Genomic DNA, 19,765 nt, shown 5'->3' on the forward strand with positions numbered 1-19,765 from the left:
GGGCGGTGCGCGATGTTCTCCAAGGTGCTGATCGCCAACCGGGGCGAGATCGCTTTGCGCATCCTGCGCGCGTGCCGGGAACTGGGCATCCGTACCGCCGTGGTCTACTCCACCGCGGACGCCGACTCGGTGGCGGTGCGGTTGGCCGACGAGGCCGTCCGGATCGGCCCCTCGGCCAGCCGGCGCAGTTACCTCAACGCCGCCGCCGTGGTGGAGGCGGCCCGTAAGGTCGGCGCCCAGGCGGTGCATCCGGGCTACGGGTTCCTCTCCGAGGACGCCGATTTCGCGGAGATCTGCGCGGACAACGGGTTGACCTTCGTCGGCCCACCGCCGCACGTGATGTCCGTGCTCGCCGACAAGTCCTCCGCCCGGGCGTTGATGAGCCGGGCCGGGCTGCCGCTGGCGCCGGGCGCGGTACAGCCGGTACCGACGGCCGCCGAGGCCGCCGCCGTGGCCGCCGAGGTGGGCTACCCGGTCATCATCAAGGCCGCGGCCGGGGGCGGGGGCCGGGGGATGACGGTGGTCCGGACCCCGGCCGACCTTCCCCGGGCGTACGCGCGCACCCGGGCCGCCGCCCAGGCCGCCTTCGGCGACGACCGGGTGTACGTCGAGCGCTACCTGATCGACGCCCGGCACGTCGAGGTCCAACTGCTCTGCGACTCGCACGGCAACGGCGTGCACCTGGGCACCCGGGACTGCTCGGTGCAGCGCCGCCATCAGAAGCTCGTCGAGGAGGCGCCCGCTCCGGCGCTGTCCCCGGCGACGTTGGACGCCATCGCCGGCACCGCCCTGCGTGGCGCACTCGAGGTCGGGTTCACCGGTGCCGGGACGGTGGAGTTCCTGGTCGACGCCGAGGAGAGGTTCCACTTCCTGGAGATCAACTGTCGTATCCAGGTGGAACACCCGGTCACCGAGATGATCACCGGCATCGACCTGGTGCACGAGCAGTTCCACGTGGCGGCGGGCACCCCGCTGCGCTGGCGTCAGGAGGACGTCCGGTTCACCGGCGTGGGCATCGAGTGCCGGGTCAACGTGGAGGATCCGGACCGGAACTTCGCGCCCACCCCCGGCCGGCTGGACCGGTTCGTGCCGCCCGGCGGCCCGTTCACCCGGGTCGACACCCACGGGCATTCCGGTTATCTGGTGGGGCCGCACTACGACTCGCTGCTGGCCAAGGTCGCCGTCTGGGCCCCGGACCGTGACCTGGCGTTGAGCCGGCTGGACCGGGCGCTCGGCGAGTTCGAGATCTCCGGACCGGGGATGCGGACCACCATCCCGTTCGTCCGGCGGGTGCTCGACGACGCCGAGTTCCGCAAGGGGCGTCACTCCACCGGGCTGGTGGACCGCCTGATCGCCGCACCGAAACCCACACACCCGAGGAGGGAACGATGACCGTCACCGACGACGACTCGCTGACCGCGGAGATAACCGACATCCTGGTCACCAACTGCGGACTCGATCCGGAGGCCGCCGCCCGCGCGCCGGCCGCCTCCCTGGAGGAGCTGGGCATGGACTCGCTCGCCCTGCTCGAACTCTCGGCCGTGGTCGCCGACCGCTGGCAGGTCAGCATCCCGGAGCAGGCCGCACAGTTGAGCATCCCGGGCGTGGCAGACCTGGTCGCCCGGCGGGCCGACCCGCCCGGGCACACCGAGAACAGCGTCGTCATCGCCGCTCCGCTGGAACTGGTCTGGTCGGTGACGAACGACGTGGCGGGCTGGCCGGACCTGTTCACCGAGTACGCCCGGGCCGAGATCCTCCACCGGGACGGCGACACGGTCCGGTTCCGACTCACCATGCATCCCGACGAGAACGGTGTCGCCTGGAGCTGGGTCAGCGAACGCACCGCGGACCCGGCCACCCGACAGGTGCGCGCCCACCGGGTGGAGACCGGGCCGTTCGAGTACATGCGGATCCGCTGGACCTACACCGAGGAACTGGACGGCGTCCGGATGACCTGGGTGCAGGACTTCGCCATGAAGCCGACCGCACCGGTGGACAACGCCGGGATGACCGACCGGATCAACACCAACAGCGCCGTGCAGCTGGCCGTCATCAGGGAACGCGTCGAGCGGCTCGCCCGGGACCGGACGACCACGCCGCCGACGAGCGTCACCCCGACCGCCGTGGCGACCGGTGCCAGCGCGACAGGAGCCGACGATGAGTGACCTCGCCCTGGTGGCCGCCCGGGACGTCCCCGCCGACCGCCGACGCGGCGGCGAGCTGCGGGTCCTGCTCGGTCCGCGTACCGTCGGCAGCACCTCGGGTTTCATGGGTGTGGCCACCATGGCACCGGGCGAGCGGATCGCCGAGCACTACCACCCGTACAGCGAGGAGTTCCTCTACGTCGCCCGGGGCGCCATCACCGTCGACCTGGACGACGAACCGGTGCCGCTGGCGGCCGGCGAGGCGCTGTTCGTGGCCCGCAACGTCCGGCACCGGCTGCGCAACACCGGGCACGTGCCCGCCGAGGTCGTCTTCCACCTCGGGCCGCTGGCGCCGCGCCCGGAACTCGGCCACGTCGACACCGAGCTTGTCGAGCAGCGGGACCGGTCGTGACCACCCGGCGCACCGTGGTCACCGGCGTCGGGGTGGTGGCCCCCGGCGGGGTGACCCGGGACCGGTTCTGGAAGAGCATCACCGAGGGGCGTACGGCCACCCGGCGGATCACCTTCTTCGACCCGTCGCCGTTCCGGTCGCAGATCGCCGCCGAGTGCGACTTCGACCCGGACGCCGCCGGGTTGACCCCCGCCCAGCGGCAGCGCGCCGACCGGTACGTGCAGTTCGCGCTGGCCTGCGCCGCCGAGGCGGTCGCCGACAGCGGGCTGGAACTCACCGACGCCGAACGCGACCGCACCGGCGTGGTGCTGGGCACCGCCGTCGGCGGCACCATGGCGTTGGAGCAGGAGTACGTGACGGTGAGCGACAGCGGCCGGCGCTGGCTGGTCGACGCGGCGCTCGGCGGCCCGTACCTCTACCCGGCGCTGATGCCCAGCAGCCTGGCCGCCGACGTGGCCTGCCGCCACGGACTGCACGGGCCGGCCCAGGTCATCTCCACCGGCTGCACCTCCGGCATCGACGCCATCGGCTACGCCCATCAGTTGGTCGTCGACGGCGAGGCCGACATCGTGCTCGCCGGTGCCGCCGACTCGCCGATCTCACCGGTCACCGTCGCCTCGTTCGACGCGATCAAGGCCACCAGCCCGGACAACGACGACCCGGCGCACGCCTCCCGCCCGTTCGACGCCGACCGGCACGGCTTCGTGCTGGCCGAGGGGGCGGCGGTGCTGGTGCTGGAGGAGGCCGGACACGCCGCGCGGCGGGGCGCGCACGTCTACTGCGAGGTGGCCGGCTACGCCAGCCGCAGCAACGGGTACCACATGACCGGGCTGCGCCCCGACGGCCTGGAGATGGGGCTGGCCATCACCGACGCACTGCGGCAGGCCCGACTGGCACCCGGGGACGTCTCCTACATCAGCGCGCACGGCTCCGGCACCCGGCAGAACGACCGGCACGAGACGGCCGCCTTCAAACGGTCCCTCGGGTCGGCGGCCCACCGGGTGCCGATCAGCTCGATCAAGTCGATGGTCGGGCACTCGCTGGGAGCCATCGGCGCCATCGAGATGGCCGCGTGTGCCCTGGCCATCGAGTTCGGCGTGGTGCCGCCGACCGCCAACTGGGCCACCCGGGACCCGGAGTGCGACCTGGACTACGTGCCCAACGAGGCACGGGAGGTGCCGGTGGACGTGGCGCTCTCGGTGGGCAGCGGCTTCGGCGGGTTCCAGTCGGCCATGCTGTTCCGCAGGTCGGCCCGGGACGTGACGCGGTGAGCGCGAGTCGGGTCCGGACGGCCCCCGCCGGTGCCGGCGTGACCGGCGGGCGGGCCGTGGTCACCGGCGTCGGGGTGGTGGCACCCAGCGGCGTCGGCGCGGACGCGCACTGGCGAACGGTCCGGTCCGGCCGCCGCCGGACCGGACCGATCACCCTGTTCGACGCCGCCGGCTACCCGACCCGCCTCGGCGGCGAGGTCGCGGACTTCGACCCGGGCCGGTACGCCGACAACCGCGCCCTGGTGCAGACCGACCGGTGGACGCACCTCGGCTTCGCCGCCACCGCGCTGGCGCTGGCCGACGCCGGCCTGCCGGAGCGGGCCACCGACCCGTACGGCTGGGCGGTGACCCTGGCCAGCGCCTCCGGCGGCAACCTGTTCGGTCAACGGGAGCTGCAACGCCTCTGGTCGTCACCGTCGCGCACGGTCGGCGCGTACCAGTCGATCGCCTGGTTCTACGCGGCCAGCGTCGGACAGCTCTCCATCCGGCACCAGGCGAAGGGGCCGTGCGGGGTGCTGGTGGCGGAGTCGGCGGGTGGCCTGGACAGCCTGGCGCACGCGGCGCGGACCGTGCGGCGCGGCGCCTCGGTGGTGCTCGCCGGAGCGACCGAGTGTCCGCTGAGCCCGTACGCGCTGGCCTGTCAGCTGCGCTCCGGCCTGCTCAGCGAGGTGACCGATCCGGAGCGCGCCTACCGGCCGTTCGACGCCGCCGCCAGCGGCTACCTGCCCGCCGAGGGTGGCGCGGTGTTCGTGGTGGAGGAACTGGAGCACGCCCGTGCCCGGGGTGCGCGCAGCTACGGCGAGGTGACCGGCTGGGGCGCCACCCACGACGCGACGCACACCACCGCGGACAGTGCCGGCGATCCGCACCAGTACGCCCGCGCGATGCGGCTGGCCCTGGGCCGGGCCGGTGTCGAGCCGGACGAGGTGGACGTGGTCGTTCCCGACGCGCTCGGGGTGCCGCGCTACGACCGGGCCGAGGCCAGCGCCCTGCGGGCCGTCTTCGGTGCCCGCACGCCGCCGGTCACCACCCACAAGGAGTTGACCGGGCGGGCGCATCAGGGTGGCTCGGCACTCGACGTGGCCACCGCCCTGCTCGCCTTCGCGCACGACACGCTGCCCGCCTCGGCCGGGCCGCAGGTCGTGGCGGACGGATGCGAGCTGGATTTCCTGCGGGTCGACCGCCGCCCGCGTAGCCGGGTGGCGTTGATCTGCGCCCGGGGTTTCGACGGGTTCAACAGTGCGCTGGTGGTGCGCGGTGCGCCGCCGGCCGGAGAGGAGCGGTGATGGACGCACCGGAGGACGGGCAGCGGGCCGGCGGGCACCGCGCACGGGTGGTGTTTCTGGTCCGGGTGCCCGACGAGCGCACCGCGGACTTCCTCCGGGCCTACGAGGCGGTCCGGCACCTGGTCGCCGACGGGGTGCCGGGCCACCTGGTCGACCAGGTCTGCCGTTCGTCGACCGACCCGGAGCAGTGGCTCATCACCAGCGAGTGGAGCAGCCTGGCCGACTTCGAGGCGTGGGAGCGCAGCCCGGAACACCGCGACCTGGTCCGGCCGATGCGGGAGTGCTTCACCGATGCCCGGTCCCTGCGCTTCCACATCCACGCGCAGACGCCCGTACCGGCCGGAACGCCGCGGTGAGAAGGTGAACGCTCGGTGGTGATCCGCTGACTCAAGGCTGACACACGGACTCGATCATCCTCGCCGGTCGGTCCGACGGCAATCCGGTCAGTCGCCCTTCTCGGACATCCATTTGCATGACGCAATGTCCATCTTGGCTGCCGTAGGGTTCGGAAAACGCTCCGAGCAGGCGACCTGCGTCCGGTGCGTGCCGCGGCGACGCCGATGGTGGAGGTGGGGAGTCATGACCGGACCGCTGTGCTCGCCGAGCGAGACCGATCGGCGGCCCCGCGTCGACCCGCCGACCTCCGCGGACCGGCAGCCCTCGGGCGACCGGCCGCACGGGGTCCCGCGCCGGTCGCCGACGCCGCCGGTGGGCCCTCAACACGACCCGAGGTCGACCTCGGCCAGGTAGACGCAACTGTGCCCCTCGTGCGAGGAGTAGTAGCTGACGTGCAGTCGCTCGTCGTGCCAGACCAGGCCGGGATAGCTGGAGTCGCCGCCGGAGGGTAGCGTGACCAGCTCCCGCAGCCGGCCCCGCGCCACGTCGACGGCGCAGATCGCGGTCCGCACCGGACCGTCGTGCAGCCGTCCGCCGGCCACCAGGGTGCCGTCGGGCAGCCGGCACAGCGCCGGCCCGCCCACCCGCACCCCGAGGTCCGTCCAGGTCCACTCCCGGTAGGGCGGTCGGGCCCGGCCGAGCTGCGCGGTGGCCGTACCGCCGTCGCGCCGCAGCAGGCAGGTGGCGGTGCCGTCGGGGTCGAAGACCAGCCCGGACTCGTTCGGATACCCGCCGGAGAACAGGGTGCGGACCACCGGTCGCAGGTCGAATCCGTCGTCGCTGCGGTAGAGCCGGGCGAACCGTGGCTCCCGGGTGGCGTAGCCGACGCCGTACATCGCGTCGTCGCGCCAGGCCGCCTGCCAGATCCAGACGTCCGGTTCGCCGATCGGCCGGGGTTCGTCCCACCGGTGGCCGTCGTCGCTGAGCGCGGTGACCGTCCGGAACCGTTTCGGGGTGCCCGTCGCGGCGGCGGCGAGCAGCTGCAACCGTCCGTCGGGGCGCGGCACGAAGCGTGGGTCGCGCAGGTCGACACCGGTCTGGGTGAGGACTGCCGCGGTCTGCCAGGTGCGCGCGTCCGGCGAGGTCAACACCCGCAGGACGCCGTCGTCGGACAGGTGCGACCGACCTTCGCGGAACGCGCAGAACCACTGTCCCGCGTACCGGACCAGGTCGGTGAAGGCGTTGTGCGGGGCGGTGTCACCGATACGGCGTAACGCGCGCACCTCGGTGGTCGTCGGACGGATGATCACGTGCGCCGACGGTACGCGGGGCGGGCGACGCGGGTGTGGCGGCGGGGCGAACAGCGGGCGAACGCGACGGTCGACCGGTGCTGCCGGCCGGGTCGGACGCTCACCGGGTCGCCCGGGTACGGCGCGCGGCGACGTAACGCCGCGCCTTCTCGGCGGTTCCGCAGTCGTCCATGCTGCACCAGCGGCGACTGCGGTTCTTGCTCTCGTCGAGGAAGACGAAGCGGCAGCCGCCGCATGCCTTGATCCGGTCGAGCGGGCCGGTGGTGAGCAACTGGACCGCCGCGTGCACCACCGGCCGTAGCGGCCGGGCGGCGGTGTGGTCGTCCCGCCAGGACCAGACGAAGGTGCCGGCCTTGTCGAGCCGCGCGTGAGCGAGCGCGTCGGCTTCGTCGTCGCGCAGCCGGGCCAGGGTGGACCCGCTCGGGCTCCGGCCGGACGCCAGGGCCCGGAACACCTCGTCGAGGCGGTCGCGGAGGTCCAGGGACCGCAGGAAGGCGGCCTGCGGGTCGTCCGGGTCGTCGGGCCGGCGACGGTGTGACCTGGTCACCTCCGCGTCGGTGAGGACGCCCGCGTAGCCGGCCCAGTCGACCAGCTCGGGGTAGCCGGTGAGGACGTCGTCGTCGGGCGGCCCGACGGGTGGACCGGTGCGGGTGTTGACGAAGTCCAACGCGAGGTTGCCGCCGACCAGGCGCAGCCTCCGGACACCCTCGACTGTTTCCATCAAACGCGACTTTACCAGTTGACGTGGGATCGGAGCGCTCCCTAGTGTTACCCCCATAACACCTATTGCCGGTAACACGGGAGGACGGATGGGACGCGGGCGGGCGACAACGGTCCTGATCGGACTGTCGGGCGGGACCTTCCTCTACACCACCGCCGAGGCGCTGCCCATCGGGCTGCTGCTACCGATGGCGGCGGATCTGGCCGTCTCACCCGCGGACGTGGGCATGCTGGTCACCGCGTACGGCGCCGTGGTGATGGTCGCCTCGGTGCCGTTGACCGCGCTGGTCCGCCGCGTCCCGCGCCGGCGACTGCTGTCGGCGCTGCTGGCCGGTTTCGTGGTCTGCCACGCGGTCACCGTGTTCGCGAGCAGCTTCGCGGTGCTGCTGGCGGCCCGGATGGCGACCGCGGCGACGCACGCGTTGTTCTGGGCGGTAGTGGTGCCGGCCGCCGCGGAACTGTTCCGGCCGGGACTGCGGGGCCGGGTGGTCGCGGTCGTGTTCGCCGGTGGCAACGTCGCTCTCGCCCTGGGCGTGCCCGCGGGCATCTGGCTCGGCGAGCGGGCCGGCTGGCGGGCCTCGTTCCTGGCGGTGTCCGGGCTCGGCGCGGTGGTGTTCGTGGTGGTCGCCGCGCTGCTGCCCGCGACCCGGCCGGACCAGGGACACGCCACCCGGGGCGCGACCCCGGACGCGCGCCGCTTCTGGCTGCTGGTCACCGTGGCCGTCCTGGCCACCGCCGGCGCGATCGCCGCCTACACCTATGTCGCCCTCTTCGTCACCGAGCACACCGCGATGGCCGCCACCTCGGTCGGCGCCATCCTGCTCGCCCGCGGTGTCGCCAGCGTGCTCGGCATCCTCGCCGTCGGCGTGCTGGTCGATCGCAACCCCTGGCTCGCCCTGACCGCGACCGTCGCACTACAGTCGCTGGCCCTGCTCGGGCTGTACGCGCTGGGCCACCGGCCGGTCGCGGCCGTCGTCCTGATCGCGCTGGCCGGCCTGGCCTTCGCCGCGTTCACCGCGACCCTCGGCGGCCTCGTCCTGCAGGTGGCGCCGGGGCGCTCGGATCTCGCCGCCGCCACCGTCTCCGCCGCCGTCAACGTCGGCATCACCGCCGGTGCCTTCGTCGGAGGGCTCACGCTGCCGAGCCACGGCGTGCACCGCACGGTGCTGATCGGTGCCCTGCTCAGCGTCGTGGCCGTGGTGCTGGCGCTCGGCGAGCGGCTTCTCGCCCACCCCGCCCGTGCCGGGGGCACGCCGGATTCGCCCGCCACCGCCACGCCGGCGCTTGTTGCCCCGCGCTGCGCTGGCCCGCAACTTCGCTGATACTGCTGCCTCGACGACGCCGGATGCAGCAGTATCCCCGAACCTGCTGGGGAGTAGAGGTCGCCGGTCACCAGCTTGATTCCCGAGGTGACGCCGTGGCGCGACGGGCCATCTTCGTGATCAAGGCCGGGCTGCGGGCCGCCCCGGCACCCGTGGTGGTCGGGCAACCGAGGCGGAGAAGCGCTGCCAGCCGGCGCACGACGGCCTGAGTCTTGTCTACGGGTACCGGGTGCCTACCGTCACCCGCCTGCTTCGGGCGGTGCCGTCTGCGCCTGGTGCGCGGCGGCCAGCCGTCTCGGGGCGCGGGCGTACCAGGCTTCCACGATCAGTTCGGTCAGCTCGGTGACGCCGATCCGGTCCAGCCGGACCAGCACCGACGGATAGCCGTCGAAGTGTGGCGTGGTGAAGAAGAGGCCGGGGTCGTCGGCGAGCAACGCCTCCTTGACGCCGAGATCCGCCACCCGGACCCCGAGGATGGGACCGTCCGGTGCGGCCGGACCGAGGTCGTGGAGTTCCTTACCGCGCAGCGGCCGTTCCCAGACGAACGGCTTGTCCTTCACCCGCCAGGCGGCCACCCCGTCGTAGGAGGGCCGCTCGCTGGTCTCCGGCAGACCCAGCGCGATCCGGCGTACGTCGTCCCAACTGGCCACCTCCTGACGGTACGCCAGGTTGGCGTCCGCCATGGGTCCCGCCCGCACGGTCGGGGCGGCCTGGCGCGGCGGCGGCCGGGTCGGCGATGGTGAACCGCATGGAGCTCACGCCCGAACCGGTCTGCCTGGCCGACTTCGCCGCCCTGGCCCGGACGGTACTGCCGCCGCGCGTCTGGGACTACCTGGACGGTGGCAGCGGTGCCGAGGTGACCCTCGGCGGAAACCGCCGCGCGCTGGACCGGGTCGGCGTGGTGCCGAGGGTGCTGACCGGGGTGCGCACCCCGAGACTGCGGACCCGGTTGCTCGGCCGGGAGTACGCGATGCCGGTGGCGGTGGCGCCGATGGCGTACCAACGGCTGGTGCACCCCGACGGCGAACCGGCGCTGGCCGCCGCGGCCCGCGCCGCCGACGTGCCGTACCTGGCCAGCATCCTGGGCAGCACGCCGATCGAGCAGGTCACCGCCACCGGCGCCGAGGTCTGGTTCCAGCTGTACTGGCTGCGCGAGCGGTCCCTGGTCGCCGACCTGCTGGCGCGGGTCCGCGCCGCCGGCTGCCGGGCGCTCGTGGTCACCGTGGACGTGCCGGTGCTCGGCCGACGCCTGCGGGACCTGCGCAACTCCTTCCGGCTGCCGCCGGGGCTGGTCCCGGCCAATCTGCCGGGTGGTCGCGACGACCTGGCCCACGGCGGTACACCCGGGGTAACCCCGGTGTCCGCGCACCGTGACGCGGCATTCGCCCCGGCGCTGACCTGGTCGGACCTGCGGTGGCTGGGGCAGCGGTGCGACCTGCCGCTGGTCGTCAAGGGCATTCTCGACCCGGCCGACGCGGTCCGCGCCGTCGACGCGGGAGCACGGGCGATCGTGGTGTCCAACCACGGCGGCCGGCAGCTCGACGGAGCCCCGGCCAGCGCCACCATGCTGCCCGAGGTGGTGGCGGCCGTCGGTGACCGCTGCGAGGTGTTGCTGGACAGCGGCATCCGCAGCGGTGTCGACGTGCTGCGCGCCCTGGCGCTGGGTGCCGCCGGTGTGCTGGTCGGGCGGCCGATGCTCTGGGCCCTGGCGGTCGGTGGGCAACCGGCGGCCCGCTCCGCGCTGGCCCTGCTCGCCGACGAGGTACGCGACGCCCTGGCCCTGGCCGGCTGCGCCGACCCGGCGAGCGCCCGGCGGCTGCGCACGGTCCCGGTGGGCTGACCGGAACCGGTGCGGCGACTCATCGCGTTCACCGGTTCGCAACCTGTGACGGCTGCCCTGCCGCCGTCCTGACAGGACGGTCATAATGGGCGGCATGGTTGCCTGGGAGTACGCCCTGCTGGTCCGCCGCTACCAGGGGCAGGGTCGCAATTTTCATGTCTCGTTCGTCTGGTACGGCCCCGACGGGTCCCGCAAGGACATCACGGCGTACGGCGACACCGCGATCGCCCATCTCAACCGCGCCGGACGCGACGGTTGGGAACTCGTCTCCGCCGCCGAGGACGTGAACAACGTGCAGGGCAGCACCGAGGTGCACCGCTACCACCTGAAACGTCCACTCGCCTGAGGTACGTACGCGCCGGTCGGCACCCAGTGGTTCCGCTGGACGTGCGACTACTCCTGACGGGTCCGCGACCGCGTCGGGCCGGACCGTCCCGGCCCGACGCGATCGTCGTCAGCCCAGCTCGACGGCCGGGTAGAGCGGGAAACCGGTGAGCAGCTCGCTGGCCTGGCGACTGATCTTGTCGGCGAGGGCCGGGTCGAGCACGTACTTCGCCTTGGAGGCGGTGCCGTCCGGGCCGACCCCGGCGCTGGTCTGGCTGAGCACGGCGTGGATCAGCTCGGCGGTGGTGTCCATCTCCGCCGTGCCGAGCCCCCGGGTGGTCAGCGCGGGGGTGCCGATCCGGATGCCGGAGGTGTACCAGGCGCCGTTGGGATCCTGCGGCACCGCGTTGCGGTTGGTGACGATGCCGGAGTCCAGCAGCGCCTGCTCGGCCTGCCGGCCGGTCAGCCCGTAGCCGGTCACGTCGATCAGCACCAGGTGGTTGTCGGTGCCGCCGGTGACCAGCTTGGCACCGCATCGCAGCAGACCCTCGGCCAGCGCCTGGGCGTTGTCGACGATCTGCCGGGCGTAGTCGGCGAAGTCGGGCCGGCGGGCCTCGGCCAGCGCCACCGCCTTGGCCGCCATCACGTGCGGCAGCGGGCCGCCGAGCACCATCGGGCAGCCCCGGTCCACCTGGTCGGCCAGCTCCGGGCCGCACAGCACCAGGCCGCCGCGCGGACCGCGCAACGACTTGTGGGTGGTGCTGGTGACGATGTGCGCGTGCGGCACCGGGTCGAAGTCACCGGTGAAGACCTTGCCGGCGACCAGGCCCGCGAAGTGCGCCATGTCCACCATGAACGTGGCACCGACCGAGTCGGCGATCTCCCGCATGATCCGGAAATTGATCTTACGTGGGTACGCCGAGTAGCCGGCGACCAGCACCAGCGGCCGGAACTCGCGAGCCGCCTCGGCGACCCGGTCGTAGTCGACCAGACCGGTGTCCGGGTCGGTGCCGTAGCTGCGCTGGTCGAACATCTTGCCGGAGATGTTCGGCCGGAAACCGTGGGTCAGGTGCCCGCCGGCGTCCAGGGACATGCCGAGCATCCGCTGGTCGCCCAGCTCGCGCCGCAGCGCGAACCAGTCCGCCTCGGTGAGGTCGTTGACGTGCCGGGCCTGCGCCTTCTTCAGCGCCGGTGACTCGACGCGGTCGGCCAGGATCGCCCAGAACGCCACCAGGTTGGCGTCGATGCCCGAGTGCGGCTGCACGTACGCGTGCGCCGCGCCGAACAACTCCCGGGCGTGCTCGGCGGCGAGCGCCTCGACGGTGTCCACGTTCTGGCAGCCGGCGTAGAACCGGCGACCGACGGTGCCCTCGGCGTACTTGTCGCTCAACCAGTTGCCCATGGCCAGCAACGTCGCCGGGGAGGCGTAGTTCTCGCTGGCGATCAGCTTGAGCGACTCGCGCTGGTCGGCCAGTTCCGCCCCGATCGCGTCGGCGACCCGCGGCTCGACACCACGGATCACCTCGAGGGCGCTTCGGAAGGCGGTGGATTCGGCGTTGCGCGGCATGCGACCTCCAGGTGACGTGCGGAAGGCCCAGGCGCTCGGCATGCGTCCTCGTGACGGGGCCGCTCCCCGATGGTTCTCCATCTCCAATGCGCCAGTCACGGCCCGAGGGGATCCTACCGGGTACGCCGGCAGGGCGGGCCGCGGCGGGCGACCGTGCGGCGGGTGGTGGAAGGCGGCCGGGCAGCGGGATCGCCGCCCGCAGCCGGCCGGGCGGCCGGTCGGGCGCACTAGGATCGCCGCATGGTGGCAACGGGCGACGGTGGCAGTCTCCTGGCCATCAGCGACCTGCACGTGGGCCATCCGGAGAACCGGACCATCGTCGAGGGGCTGCGTCCCCGGACGCCGCAGGACTGGCTGCTGGTCGCCGGTGACGTGGGCGACACCGTCGCCGACGTGGCCTGGGCGCTGCGGCTGCTGGCCGACCGGTTCGCCCGGGTGGTCTGGTCGCCCGGCAACCACGAGCTGTGGACGCCGCCCGCCGACCCGGTGACGTTGCGGGGCGCGGCGCGCTACGCCCACCTGGTCGAGCTGTGTCGTGGACTCGGCGTGGTCACCCCCGAGGACCCGTACCCGGTGTGGGCCGGACCCGGCGGCCCGGTGACGGTGGCGCCGCTGCTGCTGCTGTACGACCACAGCTGGCGCCCGGACGGCTTCGACACGCCCGAGGCGGCGCTGGCCGAGGCGTACCGGACCGGGATCGTCTGCACCGACGAGGTGCTGCTGCACCCCGACCCGTACGAGAGCCGGTCGGCGTGGTGCGCCGCCCGGGTGGCCGAGACCGCCCGCCGGCTCGCCGGGCGCGACCCGGCGCTGCCGACCGTGCTGATGAACCACTGGCCGCTGGTCCGGGAGGTGACCCGGGTCCTGCGGTATCCGATCTTCGCCCAGTGGTGCGGCACCGAGGCCACCGCCGACTGGCACGTACGCTTCGACGCCGCCGCGGTCGTCTACGGCCATCTGCACATTCCACGGACCAGCTGGCACGACGGCGTGCGGTTCGAGGAGGTGTCGGTGGGCTACCCCCGGGAGTGGCGGTCCCGTGGCGTACCCCCGGGCCGGTTGCGGCAGATCCTGCCGCAACCGGAGGGGGTACCGCCCACGGCGTGGTGACCGGGCGCGCCGGCCGGCACCGGACGCGGCCGGTCAGGCCCGCATCGCGTCCAGCGACTTCTTCAGCGCCTTGGGTGCCGTCGGGCTCTTGGGCGCCTCCGGGCGCCGGTCGATCATCCGCTGCCCCATCTCCTGCAACTCCTTACGCCCCATCGACTCGCGCACCTTCGGGAACCACTCCTGCTCCTCCTCCTCGACGTGGTGCAGGACGTTCTCGATGAGGACCGTCGTCTTGGCGTTGAAGTGCTCGTCGTCGGGCTGCATCGAGGACAGCTCGAAGCAGAGCACGTCGGCGACGTGGTGCTCCTCGTACGACTCCAGGATGTGGTCCTCCAGCTCCGGCAGCCGCTCGCGGACCTCCGGGTACATGATCTCGTTCTCCAGCCAGGTGTGCACGGTGAGCGCCTCGAGGATCTGCTTCACCAACCTGCCGCGTTTGCTGGCCGGTGCGTCCTCGCTGGCCTGGAACTCCTTGAACAGCCGGCGCATCTCCTGGTGGTCCTCTTTGAGCAGCACGATGGCATCGGTGGACATGTGGCAGACCTCCTCGGATCACTTCGAGGTCTGCCCTCCTACCCGGCCGGAACCGACGGAAACTGCGGGTCAGGCGGATCTCTGCCGCTGCCGCCGACCACGGTGGGGGAGTCGCCCCGGCCCGGCGTGCGGCGGTGGCCCGCCGGGCCGGGTGCCGCGTCGTACCCTCTCAGGTGTGGCCACGGCGGCGGAGGCGATCCAGGTGGGGCGGCGGACGGTCCGCGTCAGCAGCCCGGACAAGCCGTACTTTCCCGAGCGGGGGCTGACCAAGCTCGACGTGGTGCGCTACTTCCTCGCGGTCGGCGACGGCATCCTGCGTGCGCTGCGGGACCGGCCGACCATGCTCGAGCGGTGGCCGCGCGGCGTGTTCGAGGGCGCGACCATCGCCACCCGACAGGACAACCGGGGTGACGCGTTCTACCAGAAGCGGGTGCCGGCCGGCGCGCCCGACTGGGTGGGCACCGCGCACATCACCTTCCCCAGCGGACGCACCGCCGACGAGGTCGCTCCGGGGGAGCTGGCCGTGGTGATCTGGGCGGTCAACCTGGGCACGCTGCGCTTTCATCCGTGGCCGGTGACCAGGGCGGACGTGGAGCGGCCGGATCAGCTGCGGATCGACCTCGACCCGCTGCCCGGTGCCGGGTTCGACCAGGTGGTGCCCGTGGCCCACGAGGTGCGCGCCTTCCTCGACGAGCTGGGGCTGACCGGTTATCCGAAGACCACCGGCGGGCGGGGGCTGCACGTCTACGTCCCGATCGAGCCGAGGTGGAGCTTCGGCGACTGCCGCCGGGCGGTGCTGGCCCTCGGTCGGGAGATGCGGCGGCGCCGGCCGGACCTGGTCACCACCACCTGGTGGCGCGAGCAGCGGGACCGGCCGGTCTTCGTCGACTACAACCAGATGGCCCGGGACCACACCATGACCTCGGCGTACTCGATCCGGCCGACCCCGGCCGCGCTGGTCTCCGCACCGCTGGACTGGTCGGAGCTGGACGACGCCCGTCCGGAGGACTTCGACGTGACCACCATGCCGGGTCGGTTCGCCGACCGCGGCGACCCGCACGCGGGCCTGGACGAGCGGCGTTTCTCGCTGGAACCCCTGCTGGAGCTGGCCGACCGGGAGGGCCTGGAGTCCCCGCCCGAACGCTGAGCGGGTCACTCCCAGGGGCTGCGCGTCCCGTCGTACTCCTCGAAGACCAGCCAGCTGCGCGTGGCGAGCACCCCGGAGATGCGCTGCACCCGGTCCAGCACCACGTCGCGCAGCGTGGCGTTGTCCGGCGCCCGGACCAGGGCGAGCACGTCGTGCTCGCCGCTGAGCAGCGCCACGTGTTCGACGTAGCGCACCCGGGCCAGCTCCGCCGACACCTCCCGCCAGGTGTTCTGCCTGATCGTCAACGCGATGTACGCCGAGGTGCCCAGGCCGGCCGGCTCCGGGGCGACCCGGGCGGCGAACCCGGTGATCACCCCGTCGCGCAGCAGCCGCTCCACCCGCGCGTACGCGTTGGTGCGTGAGACGTGCACCCGTTCGGCGAGCGTCCGGATGGAGAGCCGACCGTCCCGGGTCAGCTCGTCGAGGATGCGCCGGTCCACCTCGTCGAGGGCGACGGCCGAACGTCCCGTTCCGCCCCGCCGGTCCGCCTCGTCGGCGGTCTCCTGGCTCATCGAACCCTCCTTCGGGTGCCATCCATCCCGCGTTCACCGGCCATCTTGAGTCAATCATCCGACAGCAGGAGCATAGGGCCACCACTCGTCCAGGAGGTTCCGCCGTGACCACCACCCCCCAGGCGGCCCGCAGGGCATCTCCGCGCAAGCGGCGGCCGGCGACCCCGACCGCGCCCGACCCCGCCGCCGGCCTGCTGCCCGAGACCGAACCGGTCCGGCTGCTCGACCCGGACGGCACCCTGCTGCCGGCCCGCGCCGACTATCCGGAACCGCCCGTCGAGGCGCTGCGTGAGATGTACCGGCGGATGGTCGTCGGCCGCCGTTTCGACGCTCAGGCCACCGCGCTGACCAAGCAGGGCCGGCTGGCCGTCTACCCGTCCTCCCGGGGCCAGGAGGCCTGCCAGGTCGGCGGCGTCCTGGCGCTGCGCGACGACGACTGGGTCTTCCCCACCTACCGGGAGTCGATGGCGCTGACCGCCCGCGGCATCGACCCGGTCGAGGTGTTGACGCTGCTGCGCGGCGACTGGCACTGCGGGTACGACCCCGCGCTGCGGCGCACCGCACCGCAGTGCACGCCGCTGGCCACCCAGTGCGTGCACGCCGCGGGTCTGGCCTACGGGGAGTCGTACCAGGGGCGTGACACCGTGGCCCTAGTCTACATCGGCGACGGCGCCACCAGCGAGGGCGACTTCCACGAGGGGGTCAACTTCGCCGCCGTGTTCAAGGCCCCCGTCGTGTACTTCGTGCAGAACAACAGGTACGCCATCAGCGTCCCGCTGTCCCGGCAGACCGCCGCCCCGTCGCTGGCCTACAAGGGGGTCGGCTACGGCGTACCCAGCGAGCAGGTCGACGGCAACGACCCGGTGGCCGTGCTCGCCGTGCTCACCCGGGCGGTCGCGCACGCGCGTGCCGGCAAGGGACCGTTCCTGGTCGAGGCGCACACCTACCGGATGGAGCCGCACACCAACGCCGACGACGCCTCGCGCTACCGCGACACCGACGAGGTCGAGGCGTGGCGCGACCGCGATCCGCTGGCCCGGTTGGAGACCTACCTGCGTGGCCGGGGCGTGCTCGACGACGCGGCGGTCGCCGAGATCGCCGAGCAGGCCGAGACGTACGCGGCCGACCTGCGGGAACGAATGAACAACCAGCCGACGGTCGACCCGCTCAGCCTCTTCGACCACGTCTACGCCGAACCCACCCCACAGCTCGTGGAACAGCGGGAGCAGGTGCGCGCCGAGCTGGCGGCGGCGACGGAGGAGGACGCCTGATGGCCACCATGACCATGGCGAAGGCGCTCAACGCCGCGCTCGCCGACGCGATGCTCGACGACGAGCGGGTGCTGGTCTTCGGCGAGGACGTCGGGCAGCTCGGCGGGGTCTTCCGGATCACCGACGGCCTGCAGGCCCGCTTCGGCGACAAACGCTGCTTCGACACCCCCCTGGCCGAGGCCGGCATCGTCGGGTTCGCCGTCGGGCTGGCCATGTCGGGGCTGCGGCCGGTGGTCGAGATGCAGTTCGACGCGTTCGCGTACCCGGCGTTCGAGCAGATCGCCTCGCACGTGGCGAAGCTGCGCAACCGCACCCGCGGCGCGTTGAGCGTGCCGATGGTGATCCGGGTGCCCTACGCCGGTGGGATCGGCGGCGTGGAACACCACTGCGACTCCTCGGAGGCGTACTACGCGCACACCCCGGGCCTGAAGGTGGTCACCCCGGCCACCGTCGACGACGCGTACTCGCTGCTGCGGGAGGCGATCGACGACCCCGACCCGGTGGTGTTCATGGAGCCGAAGAAGCTCTACTTCGCCGGCGCCGAGACCGCGCTGCCGACCCGGACCGAGCCGTTCGGCCGGGCGGTCGTGCGGCGGGCCGGACACGACGCCACGCTTGTCGCGTACGGCCCGGCGGTGCCGGTCGCGCTGGAGGCCGCCGAGGCCGCCCGGGACGAGGGGTGGGACCTGGAGGTGGTCGACGTACGCACCATCGTGCCGTTCGACGACGCCACCGTCGCCGCCTCGGTACGCCGCACCGGGCGGTGCGTGGTGGTGCAGGAGGCGCAGGGCTTCGCCGGAGTCGGCGCGGAGATCGCCGCCCGCGTGCAGGAGCGCTGCTTCCACGCGCTGCACGCCCCGGTGCTGCGGGTCTCCGGGCTGGACATCCCGTATCCGGCGCCGATGCTGGAGCACACCCACCTCCCGTCGGTCGACCGGGTGCTGGACGCGGTGGCCCGGTTGCAGTGGGACGACCAGCCCGACCGGCGCTGGCTGACCGAGGGCGGCGTGGCATGACCGAGAAGGTTTTCCTGCTGCCCGACCTCGGTGAGGGTCTCGCCGAGGCGGAGATCGTGCAGTGGCGCGTCGCGGTCGGTGACGTGGTCACCGTGGACCAGACCGTGGTCGAGGTGGAGACCGCCAAGGCCGTCGTCGACGTGCCCTGCCCGTACGCCGGTCGGGTCGTCGCCCTGCACGGCGCCGAGGGTGAGGTACGCCCGGTGGGCCAACCCCTGATCACCGTCGCCGCGCCGGTGAGCGGTCGCGCCGACGGCGGCGAGCCGTCCGGGCACGCGGTCTACCGCGAGGAGGAGCGGGCCGGCTCCGGCAACGTGCTGATCGGGTACGGCACCGGCCACGGCGGTTCCCGTCGGCGTAGGCGGCCACGGCTCGCGGCCGGCGTGCCTGACGCTTCGACCGCCCCGCCCGCTCCGACGGCACGGCCGTCCGGTCCCGGCCTGCCACCGGCGACGGACGGTCGGCAGCCGGACCCGTCCGGTGCGGCCCCGCCCCTGGTCATCTCGCCGATCGTGCGGCGGTTGGCCCGGGAACGTGGGGTGGACCTAGCGTCGGTACGCGGCAGCGGCCCCGGCGGTGTCATCCGGCGGGCCGACGTGGCGGCGGCGGCCGGTGCGGTCACCGCGGCGACGACCGGCGTGGGTGCCCAGCGCACCGAGGTGTCGGAGCTGGCGACGGCGGCGGAACACCTGGCGCCGGCCGGTGGGGCCCTGCCCGGTGCCCAGGACCTGGTCATCCCGTTGACCGGAATCCGGCGCACCATCGCGGACAAGCTGTCGCGCAGCCGGCGGGAGATCCCCGAGGTGACCATCTGGGTCGACGCCGACGCGACCGCCCTGCTCCAGACCCGGGCCGCGATCAACGCCGCCCGCCCGGACCAACCGGTGAGCGTCCTGGCCCTGCTCGCCCGGATCTGTCTGTCCGGGCTGCGTCGCTACCCCCAGCTCAACGCACGGGTGGACACCGAGGGGCAGCGTATCGTCCAGTCCGCCGGGGTGCACCTGGGCATCGCCGCCCAGACCGACCGGGGCCTGGTGGTGCCGGTGCTGCGGGACGCCGAACGGCTCACCACCACCGAACTGGCCGCCGAACTCGCCGCCACCACCGCGGCGGCGCGGGCGGGCGACCTGCCGCCGGCCCGACTCACCGGAGGAACCTTCACGCTCAACAACTACGGGGTGTTCGGCGTCGACGGCTCGACCCCGATCATCAACCACCCGGAGGCGGCGTTGCTCGGCATCGGCCGCATCGTGGACAAGCCGTGGGTAGTCGACGGGCAGCTCGCGGTCCGGAAGGTGACGCAGCTCAGTCTCACCTTCGACCACCGGGTCTGCGACGGCGGCGTGGCCGGCGGGTTCCTGCGGCACGTGGCGGACTGCGTCGAGCAACCCGGTTTGCTGATCGCGGCGGTCTGACGGCTCAGGTCGATCGAGGGGCCCGTCCCGGCCGGGACCGGCCCCTCGATCGACCGCCGTCCCGCCGGATCAGTGGTACGGCGGACATCGCGCCACAGTCGGCCGAGTATCGCCCGTAAGGTCGTCGTTGACATTTTTTGTTCGCCTCGGTGCGATTACGGAAAAGCTTCTCAGGCAATGTTTCTCGCTCTTGGTCGAAACCACGGAAACGTCGGTACCGAGCTGGTG

Annotated in this window: 20 protein-coding genes and 1 riboswitch; of the genes, 14 read left to right on the forward strand and 6 right to left on the reverse strand. The window is 73.0% G+C overall.

Annotated features, from left to right (window positions below; translation table 11 throughout):
* The first annotated feature begins 12 nt into the window (after window positions 1–12).
* The 6 genes from O7605_RS22770 to O7605_RS22795 are packed head-to-tail and all read left to right on the forward strand — an operon-like array spanning window position 13 to window position 5,469.
* Window positions 13–1,392, forward strand: a complete 1,380-nt coding sequence (locus tag O7605_RS22770; RefSeq protein ID WP_269741042.1) for an acetyl-CoA carboxylase biotin carboxylase subunit — start codon at window positions 13–15, stop codon at window positions 1,390–1,392.
* The gene (locus tag O7605_RS22775) at window positions 1,389–2,165 is read left to right on the forward strand and encodes an SRPBCC family protein (protein ID WP_269741043.1); all 777 of its coding nucleotides are present in this window, start codon (window positions 1,389–1,391) and stop codon (window positions 2,163–2,165) included. Before O7605_RS22770 ends, O7605_RS22775 begins: the two co-directional genes overlap by 4 nt.
* Window positions 2,158–2,556 carry a cupin domain-containing protein gene (locus tag O7605_RS22780; protein WP_164450155.1) on the forward strand — a complete coding sequence of 133 codons (399 nt, stop codon included), beginning with the start codon at window positions 2,158–2,160 and terminating at the stop codon, window positions 2,554–2,556. The genes O7605_RS22775 and O7605_RS22780 overlap by 8 nt, the downstream gene beginning before the upstream one ends.
* Entirely contained in the window at window positions 2,553–3,827 is a 1,275-nt protein-coding gene (locus tag O7605_RS22785; protein ID WP_269741044.1) for a beta-ketoacyl-[acyl-carrier-protein] synthase family protein, read from the forward strand. Before O7605_RS22780 ends, O7605_RS22785 begins: the two co-directional genes overlap by 4 nt.
* Window positions 3,828–3,865: 38 nt before the next feature.
* Complete coding sequence (locus O7605_RS22790) at window positions 3,866–5,113, forward strand: beta-ketoacyl synthase N-terminal-like domain-containing protein (RefSeq protein WP_269742723.1); 1,248 nt, start codon at window positions 3,866–3,868, stop codon at window positions 5,111–5,113.
* Window positions 5,113–5,469, forward strand: a complete 357-nt coding sequence (locus tag O7605_RS22795) for an antibiotic biosynthesis monooxygenase family protein (RefSeq protein WP_269741045.1) — start codon at window positions 5,113–5,115, stop codon at window positions 5,467–5,469. The genes O7605_RS22790 and O7605_RS22795 overlap by 1 nt, the downstream gene beginning before the upstream one ends.
* A gap of 360 nt (window positions 5,470–5,829) precedes the next feature.
* On the opposite strand, the gene O7605_RS22800 is transcribed toward O7605_RS22795, so the two are convergent.
* Both O7605_RS22800 and O7605_RS22805 read right to left on the reverse strand, forming a co-directional pair.
* On the reverse strand, window positions 5,830–6,759 hold the full coding sequence (locus O7605_RS22800; protein WP_269741046.1) for an exo-alpha-sialidase: 930 nt from the start codon (window positions 6,757–6,759) through the stop codon (window positions 5,830–5,832).
* Between the two features lie 100 nt (window positions 6,760–6,859).
* Window positions 6,860–7,480, reverse strand: a complete 621-nt coding sequence (locus tag O7605_RS22805) for a CGNR zinc finger domain-containing protein (protein ID WP_269741047.1) — start codon at window positions 7,478–7,480, stop codon at window positions 6,860–6,862.
* An 88-nt stretch (window positions 7,481–7,568) separates the two neighbouring features.
* Between O7605_RS22805 and O7605_RS22810 the strand changes: the two genes are divergently transcribed.
* Window positions 7,569–8,801 carry an MFS transporter gene (locus O7605_RS22810; RefSeq protein ID WP_269741048.1) on the forward strand — a complete coding sequence of 411 codons (1,233 nt, stop codon included), beginning with the start codon at window positions 7,569–7,571 and terminating at the stop codon, window positions 8,799–8,801.
* A gap of 239 nt (window positions 8,802–9,040) precedes the next feature.
* On the opposite strand, the gene O7605_RS22815 is transcribed toward O7605_RS22810, so the two are convergent.
* Complete coding sequence (locus tag O7605_RS22815) at window positions 9,041–9,484, reverse strand: MmcQ/YjbR family DNA-binding protein (protein WP_269741049.1); 444 nt, start codon at window positions 9,482–9,484, stop codon at window positions 9,041–9,043.
* A gap of 65 nt (window positions 9,485–9,549) precedes the next feature.
* Between O7605_RS22815 and O7605_RS22820 the strand changes: the two genes are divergently transcribed.
* Window positions 9,550–10,641 (forward strand): alpha-hydroxy acid oxidase, encoded by a 1,092-nt coding sequence (locus O7605_RS22820; protein WP_269741050.1) that lies wholly within the window; start codon window positions 9,550–9,552, stop codon window positions 10,639–10,641.
* A gap of 85 nt (window positions 10,642–10,726) precedes the next feature.
* Complete coding sequence (locus O7605_RS22825) at window positions 10,727–10,987, forward strand: hypothetical protein (RefSeq protein WP_164450148.1); 261 nt, start codon at window positions 10,727–10,729, stop codon at window positions 10,985–10,987.
* A 108-nt stretch (window positions 10,988–11,095) separates the two neighbouring features.
* Here the strand turns inward: O7605_RS22825 and O7605_RS22830 are convergent, their stop codons facing one another.
* Window positions 11,096–12,532: a glycine hydroxymethyltransferase gene (locus O7605_RS22830; RefSeq protein WP_269741051.1), complete on the reverse strand. Its 1,437-nt coding sequence runs from the start codon at window positions 12,530–12,532 to the stop codon at window positions 11,096–11,098.
* 18 nt (window positions 12,533–12,550) lie between these two features.
* A riboswitch (ZMP/ZTP riboswitch) is annotated at window positions 12,551–12,641 on the reverse strand.
* Between the two features lie 131 nt (window positions 12,642–12,772).
* Here O7605_RS22830 and O7605_RS22835 point away from each other — a divergent pair.
* Window positions 12,773–13,642, forward strand: a complete 870-nt coding sequence (locus tag O7605_RS22835) for a metallophosphoesterase family protein (protein WP_269741052.1) — start codon at window positions 12,773–12,775, stop codon at window positions 13,640–13,642.
* Window positions 13,643–13,675: 33 nt separating this feature from the next.
* Here O7605_RS22835 and O7605_RS22840 read toward each other — a convergent pair whose 3' ends face one another.
* Window positions 13,676–14,176 (reverse strand): hemerythrin domain-containing protein, encoded by a 501-nt coding sequence (locus O7605_RS22840; RefSeq protein ID WP_269741053.1) that lies wholly within the window; start codon window positions 14,174–14,176, stop codon window positions 13,676–13,678.
* A 175-nt stretch (window positions 14,177–14,351) separates the two neighbouring features.
* Between O7605_RS22840 and O7605_RS22845 the strand changes: the two genes are divergently transcribed.
* On the forward strand, window positions 14,352–15,323 hold the full coding sequence (locus tag O7605_RS22845; RefSeq protein ID WP_269741054.1) for a DNA polymerase domain-containing protein: 972 nt from the start codon (window positions 14,352–14,354) through the stop codon (window positions 15,321–15,323).
* Window positions 15,324–15,328: 5 nt separating this feature from the next.
* Here the strand turns inward: O7605_RS22845 and O7605_RS22850 are convergent, their stop codons facing one another.
* Window positions 15,329–15,835, reverse strand: coding sequence for an Lrp/AsnC family transcriptional regulator (locus O7605_RS22850; protein ID WP_269741055.1), 507 nt, complete (start codon window positions 15,833–15,835; stop codon window positions 15,329–15,331).
* A gap of 104 nt (window positions 15,836–15,939) precedes the next feature.
* Between O7605_RS22850 and pdhA the strand changes: the two genes are divergently transcribed.
* From pdhA to O7605_RS22865, 3 genes are read left to right on the forward strand one after another with little or no spacing between them, the layout of a single operon-like run.
* Window positions 15,940–17,106, forward strand: coding sequence for a pyruvate dehydrogenase (acetyl-transferring) E1 component subunit alpha (gene pdhA / locus O7605_RS22855; protein WP_269741056.1), 1,167 nt, complete (start codon window positions 15,940–15,942; stop codon window positions 17,104–17,106).
* Window positions 17,106–18,122, forward strand: coding sequence for an alpha-ketoacid dehydrogenase subunit beta (locus O7605_RS22860; RefSeq protein ID WP_269741057.1), 1,017 nt, complete (start codon window positions 17,106–17,108; stop codon window positions 18,120–18,122). Before pdhA ends, O7605_RS22860 begins: the two co-directional genes overlap by 1 nt.
* The gene (locus O7605_RS22865; protein WP_269741058.1) at window positions 18,119–19,537 is read left to right on the forward strand and encodes a dihydrolipoamide acetyltransferase family protein; all 1,419 of its coding nucleotides are present in this window, start codon (window positions 18,119–18,121) and stop codon (window positions 19,535–19,537) included. The genes O7605_RS22860 and O7605_RS22865 overlap by 4 nt, the downstream gene beginning before the upstream one ends.
* Window positions 19,538–19,765: the final 228 nt, after the last annotated feature.

The organism is Verrucosispora sp. WMMA2121, from assembly GCF_027460185.1.
Classification (GTDB): Bacteria; Actinomycetota; Actinomycetes; order Mycobacteriales; family Micromonosporaceae; genus Micromonospora; species Micromonospora palythoicola.

Bases quoted from the DNA above. Each gene is read 5' to 3' on its own strand.
- O7605_RS22770 (WP_269741042.1), top strand. From the start codon at position 13: ATGTTCTCCAAGGTGCTGATCGCCAACCGGGGCGAGATCGCTTTGCGC.
- O7605_RS22775 (WP_269741043.1), top strand. From the start codon at position 1,389: ATGACCGTCACCGACGACGACTCGCTGACCGCGGAGATAACCGACATC.
- O7605_RS22780 (WP_164450155.1), top strand. From the start codon at position 2,158: ATGAGTGACCTCGCCCTGGTGGCCGCCCGGGACGTCCCCGCCGACCGC.
- O7605_RS22795 (WP_269741045.1), top strand. From the start codon at position 5,113: ATGGACGCACCGGAGGACGGGCAGCGGGCCGGCGGGCACCGCGCACGG.
- O7605_RS22805 (WP_269741047.1), bottom strand. From the start codon at position 7,480: ATGGAAACAGTCGAGGGTGTCCGGAGGCTGCGCCTGGTCGGCGGCAAC.
- O7605_RS22810 (WP_269741048.1), top strand. From the start codon at position 7,569: ATGGGACGCGGGCGGGCGACAACGGTCCTGATCGGACTGTCGGGCGGG.
- O7605_RS22815 (WP_269741049.1), bottom strand. From the start codon at position 9,484: ATGGCGGACGCCAACCTGGCGTACCGTCAGGAGGTGGCCAGTTGGGAC.
- O7605_RS22820 (WP_269741050.1), top strand. From the start codon at position 9,550: ATGGAGCTCACGCCCGAACCGGTCTGCCTGGCCGACTTCGCCGCCCTG.
- O7605_RS22825 (WP_164450148.1), top strand. From the start codon at position 10,727: ATGGGCGGCATGGTTGCCTGGGAGTACGCCCTGCTGGTCCGCCGCTAC.
- O7605_RS22830 (WP_269741051.1), bottom strand. From the start codon at position 12,532: ATGCCGCGCAACGCCGAATCCACCGCCTTCCGAAGCGCCCTCGAGGTG.
- O7605_RS22835 (WP_269741052.1), top strand. From the start codon at position 12,773: ATGGTGGCAACGGGCGACGGTGGCAGTCTCCTGGCCATCAGCGACCTG.
- O7605_RS22840 (WP_269741053.1), bottom strand. From the start codon at position 14,176: ATGTCCACCGATGCCATCGTGCTGCTCAAAGAGGACCACCAGGAGATG.
- O7605_RS22850 (WP_269741055.1), bottom strand. From the start codon at position 15,835: ATGAGCCAGGAGACCGCCGACGAGGCGGACCGGCGGGGCGGAACGGGA.
- O7605_RS22860 (WP_269741057.1), top strand. From the start codon at position 17,106: ATGGCCACCATGACCATGGCGAAGGCGCTCAACGCCGCGCTCGCCGAC.
- O7605_RS22865 (WP_269741058.1), top strand. From the start codon at position 18,119: ATGACCGAGAAGGTTTTCCTGCTGCCCGACCTCGGTGAGGGTCTCGCC.